Raw genomic sequence first — 17,305 nt, 5'->3', positions numbered from 1 at the left:
AATACCCTCTTTGCCATAAAGTTAGTTTTTTGAATTGGTTAATCTATAAGCTTGGCTATATCTTCGCCTTTTGGTGTTAGTTTATAGATTCTGTTTTTGCGTTTTTCCTCATTGATGCACTCTGCAACACCGCATTCCTTAAGTTCCTTCAGCACTTTTGAAATGTGATTCGCTCGAACGCCAATGTCCTCAGCCAGATCGGTTGGAATTTTATTGGATTCGTTTAATGATTTTACAGACCTCTCACGGTAAGAGGAGCTGATTACATATCCATATACTTTAAGTGTCTCATCATCCATAATAATATACTTCCTTATTCACATCTTAGTAATATATTACTCTCCTATTATAGTTAAACTTATTGTTCTGTTATGCCTTGGCCCGTCAAGTTCAATGAAGAATACTGACTGCCAAGTGCCCAAATCCAATCGATTGTTCCTGATTGGCAGACATTCGCTTGATGAAAGCAGGAGTGACTTCAGATGTGAGCGGGCATTGTCGTCTATCCTGTCATGCTCATAGGAAAAGTTGTCAGAAACCAGATTGTCCAACATGAACTCCAAATCATTCAAAAGGCCCCTCTCATTCTCATTGACGACAATAGCAGAGGTGGAATGCCTTGAAAAGATGGAAACGATTCCCTGGTCAACATCAATCAGTTCATTGACTTTAGATGTGATATCAATTATTTCAAAATTTCTGTTTGTATTTAAATTGAAGGATTTTTGAGCAATCATAGTAAAAAAAAAAATAATAATCAAGAGATTAAAAATCTCTTTTTTAAAAAATAATCAGTAATATTTGTTTCTGCGGTCAATTGCAGTGTAAATAATGAATAATCCAATGATTATCAACACTATTTGCGGAAATACCGCTGCAATCAATGCTGGAATCACTCCCAAGTTAACAAGCAACCACAATACTCCATAGATAACAATTATGACGCCGAAAACAATGGCTATCTTATAAGTCAGGTCCTTCAAATCAGGAATATCGAACATAGGCATTCTATCACTACAACTCTTTTGTGCCGTCATCGGTTCCGATGATTACCTTATCGACCATTTGAGAAAAGATACCGTTTTCAACAACGCCCGGAATCGCATTCAAGTCGATTTCCAAGTGTGCCGGTGATTCGATCTTGTCGAATTTGGCGTCGATTACGAAGTTGCCGTTATCGGTTATTACAGGACCGTCCTTTCTTTGGGCCATCCTTATCTCGCAACTTGCACCCATGTCTTCCAGTTCCTTTATAACCATTCTTGATGCGTCCGGAAGCACTTCAACAGGTACAGGGAAGTTTCCTAACTCGTCAACGACTTTGGATTCATCCACAATGACAATGAACTTATCTGCTGCATAGTCAACAATCTTTTCCTTGGTGTGGGCCGCTCCGCCGCCCTTGATTAAATTGAAGTCTGAGTCCACTTCATCGGCACCGTCCACTGAAAGGTCAATGTCGTGCTCTTCCAAGGTGGTTATCGGTATGTTCCATTGTTTTGCTATCAACAATGACTGGAAGGATGTTGGAATGCCCATTACGTTGATTCCCTCTTCCTTGATTCTCATACCTACCTTTTCAATGAAGAAATGTGTGGTTGAACCTGTTCCAAGTCCTAAAACCATTCCGTCTTCTACATATTCGGCAGCCTTGTATCCAGCATTCTTTTTAGCAGAACTATTGCTACTAGTATCTTTCATTTATATCACGAATCCTAAAGTGAGTTTATTAAGTTTATAACCTTTTTTACATTCCTGCTTATGTTTTCCAAGATTTTCTAAAACGATGCACTTGTCGTTTTCAGCCAAACCGTCAGGGAAACATAAGTCATGAAAATCACAGTTTTCATCACAATCCGGAGCGTTATATGTGAATGTTGACCCCTCAAAAATACTTTTTGAGGTTGTCAATAAATCTATTGATGCTCTTTCGACTTCAACAGGGATTACAATACCTTCTGCATGCACTGGGCATTTCTGCTCGTTTTCCTTAACATCAACGACAACATATTTCCTGTTCAATTCCAAATTTCCGACACATGATGATTTGAACCTGCAGTTTTCACACTCGTTAGCCGGTCCCAAGAAAATGAATTCCTGGCCTTCTTTTGCCAAGTCCTTACCGATTAGAGTAATCATTTAAATCACCTCTGTCTTATAGGCCAATTCATATGCTGCCTCTTTTGAAATTCCATTGTCTCCAAGTATTGTGTATCTTTCAGGCCTGATTTCATGAGCCATCATCAACGCTTCAATAATGTCCTCATCAGCAATACCTATCTCTTTTGCAGTTGTTGGAGCCTGAACGGCTTTAAGGGCATCCCTTATTGCTTTCCAGTCCCCACCATGCAGGTACATCATCATTATTGTACCTAAACCACATTGCTCTCCATGCAGTGCAGGCTTATCTAATATCTTGTCAAGGGCATGTGAGAAGAGATGCTCAGATCCGCTTGCAGGACGTGAAGAGCCTGCTATGCTGATTGCCATTCCTCCACTGAACAGGGATTTCATGACAATGCGGGCACTTGGCTCAAGATTAGGCTTGATGTTTGCAATATTATCAGTAATCAGATGGGCTGACATTATAGACAGTGCCGCTGCTGACTCGCTGAATGACTCGTTCTTTAGCCTGTGAGCCAGTTCCCAATCCTTGATTGCAGTGAAATTTGCAATCAAATCAGCACAACCCGCAGCAAGCAATCTGAATGGGGATTGCGCAAGAACTTCGGAGTCGGCTATGACCGCTATCGGTGAGTGGGCGGTAACGGATATTGAAGTATTAGGATTTTTAATTGATGCCATAGGAGATACAATACCGTCATGTGAAGCGGTTGTCGGCATGGATACGAAATAGACTCCCCTGTTGAATGAAGATAGCTTTGCCACGTCAATGACCCTTCCTCCACCAACACCAATCACAGTGGTGTCTGGTGTAATCAATTCTTCAACTTCAGAGATTGATTCGGCGGATGCATTGCTGACTTTGATTACATCATATTCTATATTGTCCTTTTCAAGGCTTTCTATTACAGGTTTTGCGCCTACATCATATGTATGTTGGCCGGTAACTATTAAAATCTTTTTATCTAAATGCAGTGACTTGCAAATCTCTCCAGTGTCTTTGATAATACCTGGATCAATGTAAACTTCACGAGGCATTTGTATTTTCCTATTACTCATAATATCTCCTAAAATTAATTATACATTAATATATATGTATAAAATAATTATAAATAACTTTCTTTTGATTAAATTTAATAGTAATTAGCAACAAATAATTTAATATTATAAAATTAAACTTAGGTGATATGGTGGAAAATTTTGATGAATGGTTTCATGACATTTTAGAACAGGCCGACATAACTGATTCAAGATATCCTATTAAGGGAATGGCAGTTTGGAGGCCATACGGTTTTCAGATAAGAAAACACTCAATGAACATTATAAAGAACTTGTTGGACAAGGACCATGATGAGGTACTCTTCCCAATGCTCGTTCCTGAAACTGAACTTGCAAAGGAAGGAATACATGTTAAGGGATTTGAAGATGAGGTATACTGGGTAACAAAAGGTGGGCAAAGAGAATTGAACGAACAGCTGGCCTTAAGGCCAACCAGTGAAACCGCAATCTATCCTATGTATTCATTATGGATCAGGACTCATATAGACTTGCCAATCAAGATGTATCAGATTGTAAACACATTCAGATATGAGACAAAACACACTAGACCTTTAATTAGAGTAAGGGAAATCACCACTTTCAAGGAAGCACATACCGCTCACGCCACAAAAGAGGAATCCGACGAACAGGTACAGGACTTCATTGCAATGTATAAGGAATTCTTCGATGATTTGGGCCTTGCTTACCTTATTTCCAAAAGGCCTGAATGGGACAAGTTCCCAGGTGCGGACTACACAATGGCATTTGATGTGATAATGCCAAACGGAAAAACCCTGCAGATTGGAACAATCCACAATTTAGGACAGACCTTTGCAAAAACCTTTGACATTACCTTTGAAGACAAGGACGGAGAACATAAGCTTGTTTACCAAACCTGTGCAGGAGTATCCGATAGGGTAATCGCTTCTGTAATTGGAATGCATGGAGACGACAAGGGATTACGCTTACCACCAAAAGTATCACCGAACCAAGTAACCATAATTCCAATCCTGTTCAAGAAAGGAAAAGAGGAAGTCCTTGCAAAATGTGCAGAAATCAAGGAGCAACTTGAGGCTAAAGGACTGAGGGTTAACCTTGATGACAGGGACATCAGACCTGGTAAGAAATTCAATGACTGGGAGCTAAAAGGAACCCCTATCAAACTTGAGCTTGGACCAAGAGATCTGGAAAACAACATTACCATAGCAATGAGAAGGGATGAAGAGGAAAAAATCGAGCTTGCACTTGATGATGATTTAGCAGACAACGTAATCAAATTGTTGAACAAATCCTCTGAAAACCTATCCAACCAATCATGGACATTCCAGGACGAGCATGTAAAATTCACCGACAATATAGATGAAATCGCACAACTCGTTGAAGCGGGCAATGTAGTCAGCTTCAGATGGTGTGGAGATGAAGCAATCGGAAAAGAAATCGAGGAAAAAACCGGCTATGACATTTTAGGAATTCAGGAGGAAATATCCGAAGGTAAATGCATAGCCAGCGACAATGATGCCCAATACATGGCACTGATTGCCAAAACCTATTAGTGATATCATGGATAACATTTATGCGATAATTCCGGTAACAACATTCAAAAACGCAAAAACCAGACTTTCCCCATTCCTGTCCGAAAAGGAAAGGGAAAAACTCTTGAAGGTGATGCTTCAGGACGTTACAGACACCCTGAAAAAATATGTGGACAAGATATTCGTAATCAGCCGTGACGAGGATGTGCTGAGCTATGCTGAAAGTCTAAACGTCAATACAATCCTGGAAAATGAAAACTCCAACTTGAATAAGGCATTAACCCAGGCAATGAAGCTATGCAAAGGAAAAACCAAAAGAATCATTATTGTTCCTTCAGACATTCCTTTGATTGGAAAAACCAACGTTCAAATGTTGATTGACGCTTCCAAAAATCTGGATTTCATTATTGTTCCATCCAAAGGAGGAGGAACCAACATGATTATAATGAAACCTATGGCTATTCGTACAAGATTTGAAGGATTCAGTTATGAGGAACATCTCAAAGTCGCCGAGAAGAAGAACCTGAACCCACAGGTTCATGATTCCTTTTTCATGGCATTGGATGTCAACACCGCCGAGGATTTGGGCGAAATCATGATTCACGGCAAAAAGACCCACACCAGACAATACCTAAAAGAGCTTAAGGTCAATGTGGAGTCCCATCGCGGAATTGAAAGATTAAAAGTTACCCGAGATGATTAGATGATTGTGATGAGCATTGCAGGCGTTGACCCTTCAGGAGGCGCAGGTGTTCTAACCGACATCAAGGCTTTTCAAGCCATTGGTGTTTATGGATGCGGAATTGTGACTGCACTTACAGCACAAAACCCATACAAGTTTTTCTCAACCATGCCAGTTCCAGAGGAGTTTATTGAGGAACAGATTGACTCCGTAATGGATTCCTATGATGTCGAGTTCATCAAAACAGGAATGCTCTATTCACCCGAAATCATCAAGCTGGTGTCAAAAAAGATTAGGGAATATGACCTTAAGGCTGTTGTTGATCCGGTCATGGTCGCCACATCCGGCGGAGACCTGACAAGAGAGGATATTGCCAAGGCATTCAACAAATATCTGATTCCCCTTAGCGTTTTAACAACACCAAATGTTTCTGAAGCCGAAAAATTAGCTGATTTTAAAATTAACACCAAGGAAGATGCAATTGAAGCTTCCAAAATGATTAAATGCAACAGCATCATCACCGGAGGACATCTGGATGGAATCAACACAATCAACATCGATGGTGAAATCTCAATCGTAAAACAGGAACTGATTGAAACCGACAACCTTCACGGCACCGGATGTAACTTATCTGCAGCGATAACCGCATTTCTAGCAAAAAACAATGACCTTCACACTTCAATCCTAAAGGCACTGGATTATGTGTATGAAGGAATAAAAAATGGAAATTATGGTACGTTAATAGCTAAGATTCAACTATTCGACCATATCTAAATTTTCAACGATTGACTCTTGAAGTGCTATGAACTCTTTTGAATCCCTTTTTCTTGGCCTTTCAATGTCAACTTCAATGATTTTATTTATTCTGCCCGGATTCTTGTCCATTATAACTATCTTATCGGCAAGATAAACCGCCTCATCGACATCGTGGGTTACGAAAACTATTGTGTTTTCAAATCTTTTCCAAACCCCAATGAGCTGTTCCTGAAGCTTGTGTCTATTTTGCATATCCAATGCAGAAAATGGCTCATCCATCAGCAAGATTGGTGAATGATTTAACAGGGATCTAATAATTGCAACCCTTTGCTTCATACCACCTGAAAGTTCATGAGGATAGCTATCCTTAAAGTCAATTAAACCAACTCTTGTTAAATATCTCTCAGCGGTTTCAATGTTTTCCTCTTTGGAACCCTTGTTTGTCATCTCCAGACCGAAGGTAACATTCTGAAGAACTGTCAACCAAGGGAAGAGTGAATATTGCTGGAAGATAACAGCCCTGTCACCGGATGGCTCAACAACCTTTTCGCCATTGGCGATAATCTCACCGGAGGTAGGCTGGTCAAGACCGGCTATCAATCTCAGGAGAGTTGTTTTCCCACATCCTGACGGACCTAAAAGACAAACCAGCTCGCCGTCATCAATGTTTAGATTGATGTCTTTTAAAACTGATAATTGGTCATTCTTTTTACTTATAAATGATTTATTAATATTTTTAACTTCAATTGGCACAATAACACCTACCAGAATATCTTATCTTGAGCCTTGGTAAATACATAATCGAAGATGATACCAATTAACCCGATGTCTAACATACCAACAACTGTTGTACCCGGATCGAATAAACTAGTTGCTGTTAAAATCATATAACCTAAACCACTGCTTGAACCAACCATTTCGGCGGAAATGGTACACATCAAGGCAATACCTATTCCAACCTTCAGACCTGATACAATGTATGGAAGGGTGGAAGGAAGGATTACCCTTTTCAAAACATTCCAATCGCTTGCACCAAGGGTTTGAGCTGATTCAATTAAAACCTTATCAGTTCTTTTAACTCCATCAATTGTATAAACTAAAATTGGGAATACACAACCCATAAAAATAATGAATACTGCAGGAACCATACCAATTCCGAACCATAGGATGGAAAATGGAATCCATGCAACCGGAGGTATCGGCCTTAGGATACTGATTACCAAGGTGGCAATGTCCTCCAATGTCTTATAGCTTCCAAGAAGAATTCCCAATGGAATTGCAACAACAGACGCTAAAATCAAACCGCCGAATACCTTATATAAAGTATCTAATGTATTCGCAAGAAGTTTTCCATTTAATATTAACTCCCAAGCAGATTGACAAACTGTTATTGGACCTGGCAAGATATAAGGATTGACTAAACCTAATCCTTCAGTAATCAAATACCAAAAAATGATTATGCAGATCGGTAAAATTAATGGAATAAACTTATTTCTATAATTTTCTAACATTAAATCACTAACTTAAAAATTTTTTTATACATATATAATTAGGTTTTAATGATATAAAAACTTTAAAAAAAATCAAATAAAAAAGAAAAAAATTATGAAGCGTCGGCCACTTCAATGGCTTTTGCTTCAATATCGTAATTTTTTAATACGGATTTTGTACTCATCACACCAAATATCATTGTTGAGAGATTGTGTATCATTGATGAAGTTGATGGAGGAATAACGCCCAGTACGCCTAAAACCAATAGTGAACCGTTCACCGCAACGATATTGCGATAGTTACTGTTGATTTTATCAAGCATTCCCACACTTAATTTCCTCAGGGTTACAAGATCATACAAGTCATCGGACAACAGGGATATGTCGGCAACTTCACGAGCGATATCTGATGAATGCTTCATTGAAACGGACACATCTGCCGCAGCAAGGGCCGGTGAATCGTTAATACCCTCCCCAACCATTATTACGGTCTTGCCTTCAGCTTTCAGCTCTTCGACAATTCTGGATTTATCTTCAGGAAGTACCTGTGACCTGTATTCAGTGATGCCTAATGCCTTGGCTCCCGCTTTGGCACCACTTTCACTGTCACCTGTAAGCATTATGACATTTTCAATGCCCAATCCCTTAAGCTCCTCAATGACATGTTTCGCTTCAGGTCTTACCGGATCATCAATGCATATCAAGCCTTCAAGTTTTCCATCAATGGCCAGATAAACAACAGAATGCTCTTTTGCTTCTTTTTTGATTTTCTTCTCCTGAGTCTTGGTCAGCTTGACTTTCTCATCATCAAACAGGAAGTGCTTGGATCCTATTACAGCACGCTTGCCTTCATATTCAGTTGCAATTCCGTGTGCCACAATGTATTGAACCTCACTGTGGTCCTCTTCATGCTTAAGGCCTTCAGCTTGGGCTTGCCTTACGATGGCAGTTGCGATACTGTGGGCAAAGTGCTCCTCAATGCATGCCGCCATTCTTAAAATGTCGTCACGACCGTATCTTTTTGACATCGGAATCACGTCAACAACCTTTGGGGTTGCGTTTGTCAATGTTCCTGTCTTGTCAAACACGATTGTGTCGGCATTGGCATAGCTTTCAAGGAACTTTCCGCCCTTAATCATCATCCTGTTGTCTGATGCCTCGCGCATTGCAGAAATGATGGACAAAGGTGTTGTCAATTTTATCGCGCATGAAAAATCAACCATCAAGACGGACAACGCCTTTGTCGGATTTCTTGTAATAAGATAGGTTAATGCTGTTGCAATAAAGCTGTACGGAACAATCGAATCGGCCAATTTTTCAGCCTTGCTTTGGGTATCGGCCTTTAGTTCCTCTGAGTTTTCAATCAAGTCGATGATCTTATTGAGTCTTGTTTCCTTGTTCATTGAATATACTTCAACAATCAGGTTGCCCTCTTCAATAACGGTTCCCGCATGAACTGTTTTTCCCGGCATCTTGTGAACGGCCAACGGTTCGCCTGTCATTGAGGCCTCATTAACCATTCCGTCGCCTTCTATTACTTTACCATCAACAGGTATCACATCACCCATATGGATCTTGATTTTATCTCCCCTCTCGATGTCGACAGCAGGACACTGTTTCTCCTCGCCGTCTTCTCCTACTACCCATACTGTGTCAATGTTTAATGCCAGACTGTCCTTTAATGTGGATTTGGCCTTCTGTATTGTGTAGTCCTCTAATGCATCGGAGATTGACAACAAGAACATCATTGAACTTGCCGGCTTGTATTGCTTGTGCAGCAATGCTCCGGCAACTGCCGCTCCATCAAGCAAAGCGACATCCACATTGAAACGTGTAAGGCTATCAAGTCCATGCCACACATATTTCATGGCATGATAAACTGTCAATGCGTTCCTGACTGGCATCGGCAGGAACAATCTATATCCAATCCTGTTGAGAATCATTTTGGATATCTTCATATAGAAATTCTCGCTGATTTCCTTTGAAGTCTGGGTTTGCACCGGTTCGGCTTCAAATAAGTCGTCCAGTGTGATGCCATCAAGGATATCGAAAATTTTCCTCTTGTTTTCGATGCCCTCTTCATAGTATATCAGGATGCTTCCGTTTCTGTGGGAAGTGTAGACCTCGTTGATGAAACCCTGGTCCAGAAGTAATGAGGCGAGACCATAGCCTTCCCTTTCATTGAAGGCCCATTGGCCGGAACGAACTCTTAAACGGGGTCCGTTATCATACATTACCTTGTATTTCATTATTCAACCTTAAAAATAAAATTATTCTTTAGCTTCTACGTAGATTTCTTTTTTGTCTTTTCTGTGAGCATCTTCTACAATGTCTTCTGCATTTTCTTTCATGTCTTGGAAACATTCTTCAGCGTCTTTTCTAACGCTCATTACGGAAGCCATTCCTCTTGTGGCGGTATCTTTAAATGTTTGTGATTCCAATATTTTTTTTCCTGCTATAGCTGTTGCTATTCCTGCTGCAAAAATTAGTGCATGTTTGTGTTCTACGCATTTGTCTAAAACTTTCTTGTATGACATGTTTTTCTACTCTCCTAATCTTTAATAAAAATAAATGCTCAGCTATTATTATTTAGGTGTGCCTAATATTTAAAGTTTAGGATTACCTAAACTACAATGCACAAATAAATATAACCAACAAACAACAATCTTAAATTGGTGGAAAAATGGATATCCATAAAAAGTTTTTCTCAAAAATAGGATTTAACTATCTGATATTGGGAATCATTACACTGATATTTCAAATAATTATTTTAAACATCATTAATTTGACAAATCCCCAATATCTAACTGACATTAACATAATCAGCATAGTATCCACAATCTGCAATTATATCCTGCCGTTTCCAATCTTTTACTGGCTAATGAAAAAAATCAGCAGCACAAAACTCGAAAAAACAGGAATCGGCATCAAGACTTTCATACTTTACCTGGGAATTACCATAACGTTGATGTGGATTGGAAATCTCATTGGACTGGCCATAACATCATTGCTCAGTTCAACAATGCAAAGCGACATCACAAATCCTGTCCAAGAGCTAATCAACAGTGCCGACATTTGGTTCAATCTCATAATAATAAGCTTATTGGCCCCAATATTTGAAGAGATACTCTTCAGAAAACTTCTAATCGACAGGACCATAAAATACGGGGCAAAGGTATCCATAATCCTTTCGGCAGTGATTTTTGCACTCTTTCATGGAAACCTGAACCAGTTCTTCTATGCGCTGCTTATGGGAGGGTTTTTCGCATATGTATACATAAAAACCGGAAGGATAATCTACACCATAATACTCCACAGCATCATCAATCTTATGGGATCTGTGGTGAGCCTCTTTGTCGCAAATTCAGTTAATAACCTGATGTCAGTTTTTAATTCCCTTGATTTTGCGATTTTGATAACTTATATCATGATTTTACTTTTATTCCTGATTATTGGAATATACGGACTTACCAAATTGGAAAAGGCCAGATTCAATGGGCAAAAAACCGAGATTGCGCTTAAAAATCCCTTTAGAACAATGTTCCTAAATTATGGAATGATTTGCTTAACTGCATTCTATATCATTATGATGATTCGCCAGACATTAGGTTAAAAAGAACTGTCCGCACCCAAAATACGCAAGAGCGATGTAAACTCAATTTAACACAATATATTAATGCTTTAAAAGCAAAAATACAATTAAATATAATGAAAAGGTGCATTTAATATGAACGGTGATGATTTCACATATGCAAAAGGGTATCGCTCCTCAGATAGCGAAATAGAACACATTGACCTTCCGATTGAAGAAATAATGAATGCAGTGGAAAGGGTGGCTGAAAAAAATAGTCATTTTCAAGGAACACTAGTCAGGGAGGAAAAGTTACTCATCATTAAAACCATCCATTTCAGCAAAGTGCTTAAAAGGGTGATGCGAGTATCTTTCATTCCAGATGAGAACAAGGATGGTGCTACTGTAATGTGTGCAACCATGAATGATCTCAATAATCCGCCGGCCACCGGACTTTCCAAAATATTGATTAAAGAGACCCTAAAGGAATTGGGACTGGAGGAGCAGGCAGAGAAATTTTCAAAGAAAAGTTCCAAAAAAGAACTTAAATCATTTGGAAAAGGAATAGCCAATGAGGTACTGTCCATAGTAAAGCTTGCGATAGTCGCCGTTATAGTTCTGGTGATTATAGGACTAATTAAATCGTTATTTTAAAAAAAAAGAAATTCCAATGGAATGCTGAGCATCCATTGTTATGACAACACTTAAATATTGAGACTTAAGCCTTGTCTTCCCTTTCCTCTTCAATAGCTTCAACAACACTGTTTAAGATTTGAAGTGATTTGGAAAACGCAGGCATACCTGAAGTTAACAGGACAACTCTCAAGACATCGACAATTTCCTCTTTGGTGATGCCGAGAACTTCAATAGCACTTCTGATTTGTTTTTTGGTTGCTCTTGGGTCTGCACGGGATGCGGTGATACCAATAGCTATTAATTTTTGGGTCTTGTAATCTAAAACCTTGCCGTCCCATACAGTCTCGTTGATGCTGGATACCAATTCAAATAAGTCAGGATGGCTGTCTTTCAATTCCCTAATACCTTTTCCGTAATAAACATCTCCTTTCATATCTTGTCCTCTCCAATAATTTTATTAGTTAATTAATTATTTCGTTTTTAAATTATATATAATTAGTAGCTCTTGAATTATCTGATACTTACGTGATCTTTGAAACTTTTTTCATATTAGATTTATTTTTGATATTCCTAATTAATCTTTTGCATATGTGTTGAATATCAGTAACTTATCCGGGCAGTAAGATTTAAAATTAAAAATTGCTTTTATTTAGCATAACCATATTTAAAAAATGGAATGTGGTGACGGTTAGGTTTTGTTTTTACTTAACGGTTACAGTGTTTGTGTTTTTCTGCTTTTTGTATGTGGTTAGGATTTTGTGTTTTCCCTTTTTGAGGTTTTTGACCTTGATTTTTGCGATTCCCTTCTTGTTGGTTTTTGCGGTGTATTTCCTGTTTTTTATCTTGAATGTTACCTTTTTGTTTTTTAGTGGTTTGCCTTTTTTGTTTAAAAGCTTTGCTGTGTAGGTCAGTGTCTTTCCCTTTTTGATTTTCTTGTTCTTGGTTATCAGTGTAGGTTTTATTGTGATTTTATTGGAGGCTTTGGCGCTCTTGTATGTGGCGGTGATTGTGTATTTTCCTGCCTTGAGGTTTAGCTTGAGTGAAGCATAGCCTTGATTGTCGGTTTTTATTTTTACGGTGTTCTTGTTTATTTTTATTGTGATTATCTCATTTTTTACCGGCTGGTTGTTGTTGGTGAGTCTTATCTTATATGTTTTTGTTGCGCCGTAGTACTGGATGATGTTTTTGTTTCCTGTGATCTTGTAGCTGTCCTTGTTTACTTTGAAGCTGCCGGTAAGGTTTGTGGACCATAGCATGTCGTTTCCCGGATATGCTGCTGTATAGGTGTATGCGGCCTGCTTGAACTGGCCAAGGTTTCTTGAGCCTGCGCCGTCTTTTACGATGATTCTATAATAGTTGCCGTTAATCTCAAGTAGTACATCCCCGGTCAATTTGTTGTTTGCGGAATCTGTGAGTGTAGCATAAACCATCACGTCATCTGCCTCATTGACGCTTTCAATGTTAATGTTTAAAATTGACTGTGTCTTGACCGTAAGTGTCTTTGTAATGGAAGCGTTTCCATAGGATGCAGTTATATTATAGGTTCCCGCACCTGCTTTGACTGGATAGTAAACGGTACCATTTTCATCACTCTTCAGGACGGTTGTGGTATTCTGGAACTCGATTGTAATGTCTGTGTATTCATATGGGATGTTGTTGGTGTCTGTAAGGTTGATCCTGACATAGCCGGTCCTGTCGGTTTCCAGTTTCTGTGTTTCCAGGCTGAGCACAGGAATTCCCTCGATAGTGAATGAGGTGTTCCAGGAGCTTATGGAATAATACCTGTCGCCGTTGTAGTGGACATAGATGTAGTTGCTTCCCCTTTTCAGTTTGATTTGGGTTTTTACAGATCCGTTGGTCAGGTTCAATAGGGTCACGTCATTGTTTACATATATTGCAACCTCGCCGGTGCAGTTCAGTGGGTTGGTGTGTATTTTGATGCTGCCTGTGAGGTTGATGTTCTGTGTCAAATCGACTGTTAAATGTGAGGTTATTCTTGAGACGCTGAAAGTGGTTGCGGCAGTTGATTCGCTATATTTGGCATCGCCGGGGTAGTATACGGTTACCTGATATGTTCCCTCTTCAAGGTCGGTCAATGTGATTGGTGTTGTGGTGTCGTTGATGAATATGTTTCTTGTTTCGTTGTTTATTTGAAGAACTGCGTTTCCCCTGACGTTGCCGGGATTGATTGTGATGTTCAGTGTTTCGTTTTCACCTGCTTTGATGTCATGGCTTTCGACTGTCAGGTTGGTTTCGTATTTGCTCACGATGAATATTGTGCTTGCAGTTCCGCCAAGATAGTATTCGTCATCATCAAACACGACTGTTAAGTTGTAAACGCCAACTACATAGTTTTTAAGGTTAATTATCCTTATTGAATTAGTATCTGCTCTTGTTTTTGCTTTTCCATCAACATATAATATTCCGTTCATGTTGGCTGTTGAAGGACTTATTTTTATAGTTAATTCCCCATTTTGCCCTATTTTAACTTCCGGCGCATCTAAAGTAATATTGGTCTGTATTTTATGGATGGTAAATTGATAGTAGTGATTTCTTATTTTAAAATAGTCTTCATTACCATTGTATTCAATCTTAACAGTATAATTATTTGGTTTTAAATCTGAAGGCATGGTAAAATTGCATGTTCCGTTATTAAGTCTGATTTGATATATTTGATTGTTAAATGTAAGGGTTATATTTCCTGATACGGGAGTATTGTTGTCGGTCACCTTAATTTTAAATGTAACATTATTGCCGTCATTGTATGTGACATTATTGTACTCCACAATCATATCTGCAAATTCTTTTCCAATGTCAACAATTGTATTAGTTGTGTAGCCTCCAAAATCGGCAAATAATGTGTACTCTCCTTTTGTATTTGTGTTATTAAAATTAAATGTAATATTATTCTGCAATAATGCATCTAATAATTTTTCAGTTTTAGAATTCATGTAAATAGACATGTTTAATCCAGAACCCGGTAATTTGTCCCAATCATTAAATTGAATTGTGTCAAGGCCATTAGTTAATACAAGTGTTATTGTGATGTTTACATTTTGGTTAAGTTTAATTGGACAATAGTCATCTTTAAATGAAGGAATAAAATAATAATTTGGATTTGCATTCCTTATTATACTATTCGGGTTTAAACAGTAAAAATTATAGTTTAAGTTTGTAATTCCACTATTGTATAAAAAACTCATTGGATCGTGTAGACTCCCACTATAAGTTTGAGTGTCAAGTAAATATGTGTAAATTACTGTTAATTTTCCTGTGTTGTATAAGTTTATTGATCCTTCTCCTCCAGAATTTTGATTCCAGTCACTTAGAGTGTTATTACCAAATATGCAACCAGATATCTCCATTTCTCCATCATTTTTAATAGTTCCATAATACATGTTCCAATTTTGATTTGTACCATGAGAAATAGTATTGTCTTTAATAATTGATTTGATTATTGTTGCTTTTCCAGTTTCACTATTGGATATTACTCCAGCATATATATTAGTAATATAAATAAATATGCTCCCATCAGGTTGCTCTACCTCTTTTGTAATATATTCTGGGGATGGTGCATGATTATTTATAATTTGGCTATTTGTAATTGCCATTATTCCTTTATTATATATTCCAATACCTGATGCGGAATCAAATTTGCTTCCGGTGGAATGGCATTTGTTTATTAATGTATTGTTAACAGCCAATATTCCTTCATTATATATTCCTCCACCATAACCACTAATAGTAATTTTTGATTCGGTTATAATAGAATTATTTATTGTGCATTCTCCTTTATTGTATATGGACCCACCGTTATATAATTTTTTTGATTGTGTATTGTTGAATAAGGAGTTTTCAATAGTTAACTGGTTGGTGTTGTATATTGCTCCTCCGTTATTTCCTGTGGTGCTATGGAATGTGGTGTTTGTAATTGTTAGGTTATTGGTGTTGTATATTGCTCCTCCGTTATTTCCTGTGGTGCTATGGAATGTGGTGTTTGTAATTGTTAGGTTATTGGTGTTGTATATTGCTCCTCCATTGCTCCCAACGATGTTATTGAATAGAGAATTGATGATATTGAGATTTTTATTGTTGTATATTACTCCCCCATCAATTGTTTTAACATTACTTTTAATCTTATAGTCCTTGTAAGTATAATTCTGGTTTAATTGTTGGTTAATGGATATTACATATAATGATGAAGTGCTTGTAGTAATTATATTATCAAATAAAATATTTTTTAATATGATTTCTCCATCATTATGGATTAATCTATAGTTAATATTGGTGAAATTCGTATCATTAATTATTAATGCTCCGTTATTGTAAATAATCCCTTTTAATGTTGTTGATTCAATTGGGAAATTAAATGGTAAAAGATTATTGTTATTAAATATCGTATTTGTTATTTTTATGATTCCATTATTGGTTATTAATCCATCACTGTTTACAGTTCTTGTTTGGTAAAATTGATTAATATCATGAATGTTACAATTATTAATTTCCAATTCGCCATCATTATTTATTAAACCAAAACTATTATCTTTAAAAGTACAATTTATCAGTTGTAATTTTCCTTTATTTGATATAATGTAATTATTGTTCCCGTTGAATGTTAAGTTAATTAATGTCACTTGGGCGTTTTGAGTTATTTCGAGTAATGTTTGTGTTTTTTGGAGTAAAAATGAAGCATCATTTCCAATGATTATCATGTTTTTATTTATAGGTATTGTCTTATCAGTGTCTTGTATTAACAGTATATTGTTTAAATTTATTGTTCCATTATTTTTCGCGAGCATTATTGCTTTTCGTAAGGATTCTACGCTATTATTCCATGTCTTGTTGGATGTGTAAGTGTTGTCTATGTTTATTTGAGTGTTGTTTAAGTTTGTAATAATTGTGTTTTTAATTTTTTCAAATTTCAATGTATTTGAGTATACTCCAAACAATGATGTTGTTAAATAGCTATTGGAGTGAATTGTGTAATTAAATAATATGTCTGCAGTGTATTTAACATTTGGCTGTATTTCAGGTAGATTTTGGTCACCAATATTTATTTTTTTTATTATCGTGTTGTTTTCATAGACATTAAAGTCATATGTTGGAAATTCACCATCATGCCAAGGTGTTGTAAATGAAAAATGGATATCTACAGTAATATTTCCACTAACTTCAGAATCACCCGTATCATTGATGATTAATGTGATTTCTGTGTTATATGGTTCAAAATCAGATAAAGTATCTTCCTGTTTATTTAATGTTAAAATTTCTTGATTTGTTTGGTTTATTTCATCATTTTGTGATAGCGTATCTTCATAATTTTGATTGTTTTGACATAGAATGTCTTCAAGATTATTTTCATTATTTGTCGCTAAATCCTCCGTATTATTTTCCGTTGCATATATGCAAGTTAAATTTAAAAATATTAATAAAATAATAATTATTAAAAAGTATTTTTTGATATTCATTTGTTTTC

General features: G+C 37.2%; 17 protein-coding genes. 5 read left to right on the top strand and 12 right to left on the bottom strand.

From position 1 onward, the window contains the following. Positions 1 to 38: 38 nt before the first annotated feature. The 6 genes from MBBTH_RS04160 to MBBTH_RS04135 are packed head-to-tail and all read right to left on the bottom strand — an operon-like array spanning position 39 to position 3,183. Positions 39 to 299 carry a winged helix-turn-helix domain-containing protein gene (locus MBBTH_RS04160; RefSeq protein WP_116591800.1) on the bottom strand — a complete coding sequence of 87 codons (261 nt, stop codon included), beginning with the start codon at positions 297 to 299 and terminating at the stop codon, positions 39 to 41. A gap of 36 nt (positions 300 to 335) precedes the next feature. Continuing rightward, a complete protein-coding gene (locus tag MBBTH_RS04155; RefSeq protein ID WP_116591799.1) occupies positions 336 to 737 on the bottom strand; it encodes a secondary thiamine-phosphate synthase enzyme YjbQ in 402 nt (133 codons plus the stop codon). 54 nt (positions 738 to 791) lie between these two features. Further along, entirely contained in the window at positions 792 to 1,007 is a 216-nt protein-coding gene (locus MBBTH_RS04150; RefSeq protein ID WP_116591798.1) for a hypothetical protein, read from the bottom strand. Positions 1,008 to 1,014: 7 nt separating this feature from the next. Next, positions 1,015 to 1,701 (bottom strand): ribose-5-phosphate isomerase RpiA, encoded by a 687-nt coding sequence (rpiA, locus tag MBBTH_RS04145; protein WP_116591797.1) that lies wholly within the window; start codon positions 1,699 to 1,701, stop codon positions 1,015 to 1,017. Then, positions 1,702 to 2,139, bottom strand: coding sequence for a UPF0179 family protein (locus MBBTH_RS04140; RefSeq protein ID WP_116591796.1), 438 nt, complete (start codon positions 2,137 to 2,139; stop codon positions 1,702 to 1,704). Beyond that, the gene (locus MBBTH_RS04135) at positions 2,140 to 3,183 is read right to left on the bottom strand and encodes an NAD(P)-dependent glycerol-1-phosphate dehydrogenase (protein WP_116591795.1); all 1,044 of its coding nucleotides are present in this window, start codon (positions 3,181 to 3,183) and stop codon (positions 2,140 to 2,142) included. Positions 3,184 to 3,311: 128 nt separating this feature from the next. On the opposite strand from MBBTH_RS04135, the gene proS reads away from it, so the two are divergent. Genes proS through thiD form a run of 3 tightly spaced genes read left to right on the top strand, consistent with a single transcriptional unit; the run spans position 3,312 to position 6,150 of the window. Beyond that, a complete protein-coding gene (proS, locus tag MBBTH_RS04130; protein ID WP_116591794.1) occupies positions 3,312 to 4,715 on the top strand; it encodes a proline--tRNA ligase in 1,404 nt (467 codons plus the stop codon). 7 nt (positions 4,716 to 4,722) lie between these two features. Beyond that, a complete protein-coding gene (gene cofC, locus MBBTH_RS04125; RefSeq protein ID WP_116591793.1) occupies positions 4,723 to 5,397 on the top strand; it encodes a 2-phospho-L-lactate guanylyltransferase in 675 nt (224 codons plus the stop codon). Then, positions 5,398 to 6,150, top strand: a complete 753-nt coding sequence (gene thiD / locus MBBTH_RS04120) for a bifunctional hydroxymethylpyrimidine kinase/phosphomethylpyrimidine kinase (RefSeq protein WP_116591792.1) — start codon at positions 5,398 to 5,400, stop codon at positions 6,148 to 6,150. It abuts the gene before it with no gap. On the opposite strand, the gene MBBTH_RS04115 is transcribed toward thiD, so the two are convergent. The 4 genes from MBBTH_RS04115 to MBBTH_RS04100 all read right to left on the bottom strand — a co-directional run bounded on the left by MBBTH_RS04115 (position 6,133) and on the right by MBBTH_RS04100 (position 10,159). Continuing rightward, complete coding sequence (locus MBBTH_RS04115) at positions 6,133 to 6,885, bottom strand: ABC transporter ATP-binding protein (protein WP_116591791.1); 753 nt, start codon at positions 6,883 to 6,885, stop codon at positions 6,133 to 6,135. The genes thiD and MBBTH_RS04115 overlap by 18 nt on opposite strands. An 8-nt stretch (positions 6,886 to 6,893) precedes the next feature. Next, a complete protein-coding gene (locus tag MBBTH_RS04110; RefSeq protein WP_116591790.1) occupies positions 6,894 to 7,643 on the bottom strand; it encodes an ABC transporter permease in 750 nt (249 codons plus the stop codon). A gap of 92 nt (positions 7,644 to 7,735) precedes the next feature. Then, entirely contained in the window at positions 7,736 to 9,871 is a 2,136-nt protein-coding gene (locus MBBTH_RS04105) for a heavy metal translocating P-type ATPase (RefSeq protein ID WP_116591789.1), read from the bottom strand. A gap of 21 nt (positions 9,872 to 9,892) precedes the next feature. After that, positions 9,893 to 10,159: a DUF6110 family protein gene (locus MBBTH_RS04100; RefSeq protein WP_116591788.1), complete on the bottom strand. Its 267-nt coding sequence runs from the start codon at positions 10,157 to 10,159 to the stop codon at positions 9,893 to 9,895. A 146-nt stretch (positions 10,160 to 10,305) separates the two neighbouring features. Between MBBTH_RS04100 and MBBTH_RS04095 the strand changes: the two genes are divergently transcribed. Both MBBTH_RS04095 and MBBTH_RS04090 read left to right on the top strand, forming a co-directional pair. After that, a complete protein-coding gene (locus tag MBBTH_RS04095) occupies positions 10,306 to 11,235 on the top strand; it encodes a CPBP family intramembrane glutamic endopeptidase (protein WP_116591787.1) in 930 nt (309 codons plus the stop codon). A 114-nt stretch (positions 11,236 to 11,349) separates the two neighbouring features. Next, positions 11,350 to 11,847: a hypothetical protein gene (locus MBBTH_RS04090; RefSeq protein WP_116591786.1), complete on the top strand. Its 498-nt coding sequence runs from the start codon at positions 11,350 to 11,352 to the stop codon at positions 11,845 to 11,847. A gap of 64 nt (positions 11,848 to 11,911) precedes the next feature. Here the strand turns inward: MBBTH_RS04090 and MBBTH_RS04085 are convergent, their stop codons facing one another. After that, positions 11,912 to 12,262, bottom strand: coding sequence for a carboxymuconolactone decarboxylase family protein (locus MBBTH_RS04085; protein WP_116591785.1), 351 nt, complete (start codon positions 12,260 to 12,262; stop codon positions 11,912 to 11,914). Positions 12,263 to 12,530: 268 nt separating this feature from the next. Next, positions 12,531 to 17,297 (bottom strand): Ig-like domain-containing protein, encoded by a 4,767-nt coding sequence (locus MBBTH_RS04080; RefSeq protein ID WP_116591784.1) that lies wholly within the window; start codon positions 17,295 to 17,297, stop codon positions 12,531 to 12,533. Between the last annotated feature and the right edge of the window lie 8 nt (positions 17,298 to 17,305).

This window comes from Methanobrevibacter thaueri (assembly GCF_003111625.1).
Lineage (GTDB): Archaea > Methanobacteriota > Methanobacteria > Methanobacteriales > Methanobacteriaceae > Methanocatella > Methanocatella thaueri.
The sequence above is the reverse complement of the archived record's forward strand: the minus strand, read 5'-3'. Positions and strand labels throughout refer to the sequence as shown.

Bases quoted from the DNA above. Each gene is read 5' to 3' on its own strand.
- MBBTH_RS04160 (WP_116591800.1), bottom strand. From the start codon at position 299: ATGGATGATGAGACACTTAAAGTATATGGATATGTAATCAGCTCCTCT.
- MBBTH_RS04155 (WP_116591799.1), bottom strand. From the start codon at position 737: ATGATTGCTCAAAAATCCTTCAATTTAAATACAAACAGAAATTTTGAA.
- MBBTH_RS04150 (WP_116591798.1), bottom strand. From the start codon at position 1,007: ATGCCTATGTTCGATATTCCTGATTTGAAGGACCTGACTTATAAGATA.
- rpiA (WP_116591797.1), bottom strand. From the start codon at position 1,701: ATGAAAGATACTAGTAGCAATAGTTCTGCTAAAAAGAATGCTGGATAC.
- MBBTH_RS04140 (WP_116591796.1), bottom strand. From the start codon at position 2,139: ATGATTACTCTAATCGGTAAGGACTTGGCAAAAGAAGGCCAGGAATTC.
- MBBTH_RS04135 (WP_116591795.1), bottom strand. From the start codon at position 3,183: ATGAGTAATAGGAAAATACAAATGCCTCGTGAAGTTTACATTGATCCA.
- proS (WP_116591794.1), top strand. From the start codon at position 3,312: ATGGTGGAAAATTTTGATGAATGGTTTCATGACATTTTAGAACAGGCC.
- cofC (WP_116591793.1), top strand. From the start codon at position 4,723: ATGGATAACATTTATGCGATAATTCCGGTAACAACATTCAAAAACGCA.
- thiD (WP_116591792.1), top strand. From the start codon at position 5,398: ATGATTGTGATGAGCATTGCAGGCGTTGACCCTTCAGGAGGCGCAGGT.
- MBBTH_RS04110 (WP_116591790.1), bottom strand. From the start codon at position 7,643: ATGTTAGAAAATTATAGAAATAAGTTTATTCCATTAATTTTACCGATC.
- MBBTH_RS04105 (WP_116591789.1), bottom strand. From the start codon at position 9,871: ATGAAATACAAGGTAATGTATGATAACGGACCCCGTTTAAGAGTTCGT.
- MBBTH_RS04100 (WP_116591788.1), bottom strand. From the start codon at position 10,159: ATGTCATACAAGAAAGTTTTAGACAAATGCGTAGAACACAAACATGCA.
- MBBTH_RS04095 (WP_116591787.1), top strand. From the start codon at position 10,306: ATGGATATCCATAAAAAGTTTTTCTCAAAAATAGGATTTAACTATCTG.
- MBBTH_RS04090 (WP_116591786.1), top strand. From the start codon at position 11,350: ATGAACGGTGATGATTTCACATATGCAAAAGGGTATCGCTCCTCAGAT.
- MBBTH_RS04085 (WP_116591785.1), bottom strand. From the start codon at position 12,262: ATGAAAGGAGATGTTTATTACGGAAAAGGTATTAGGGAATTGAAAGAC.
- MBBTH_RS04080 (WP_116591784.1), bottom strand. From the start codon at position 17,297: ATGAATATCAAAAAATACTTTTTAATAATTATTATTTTATTAATATTT.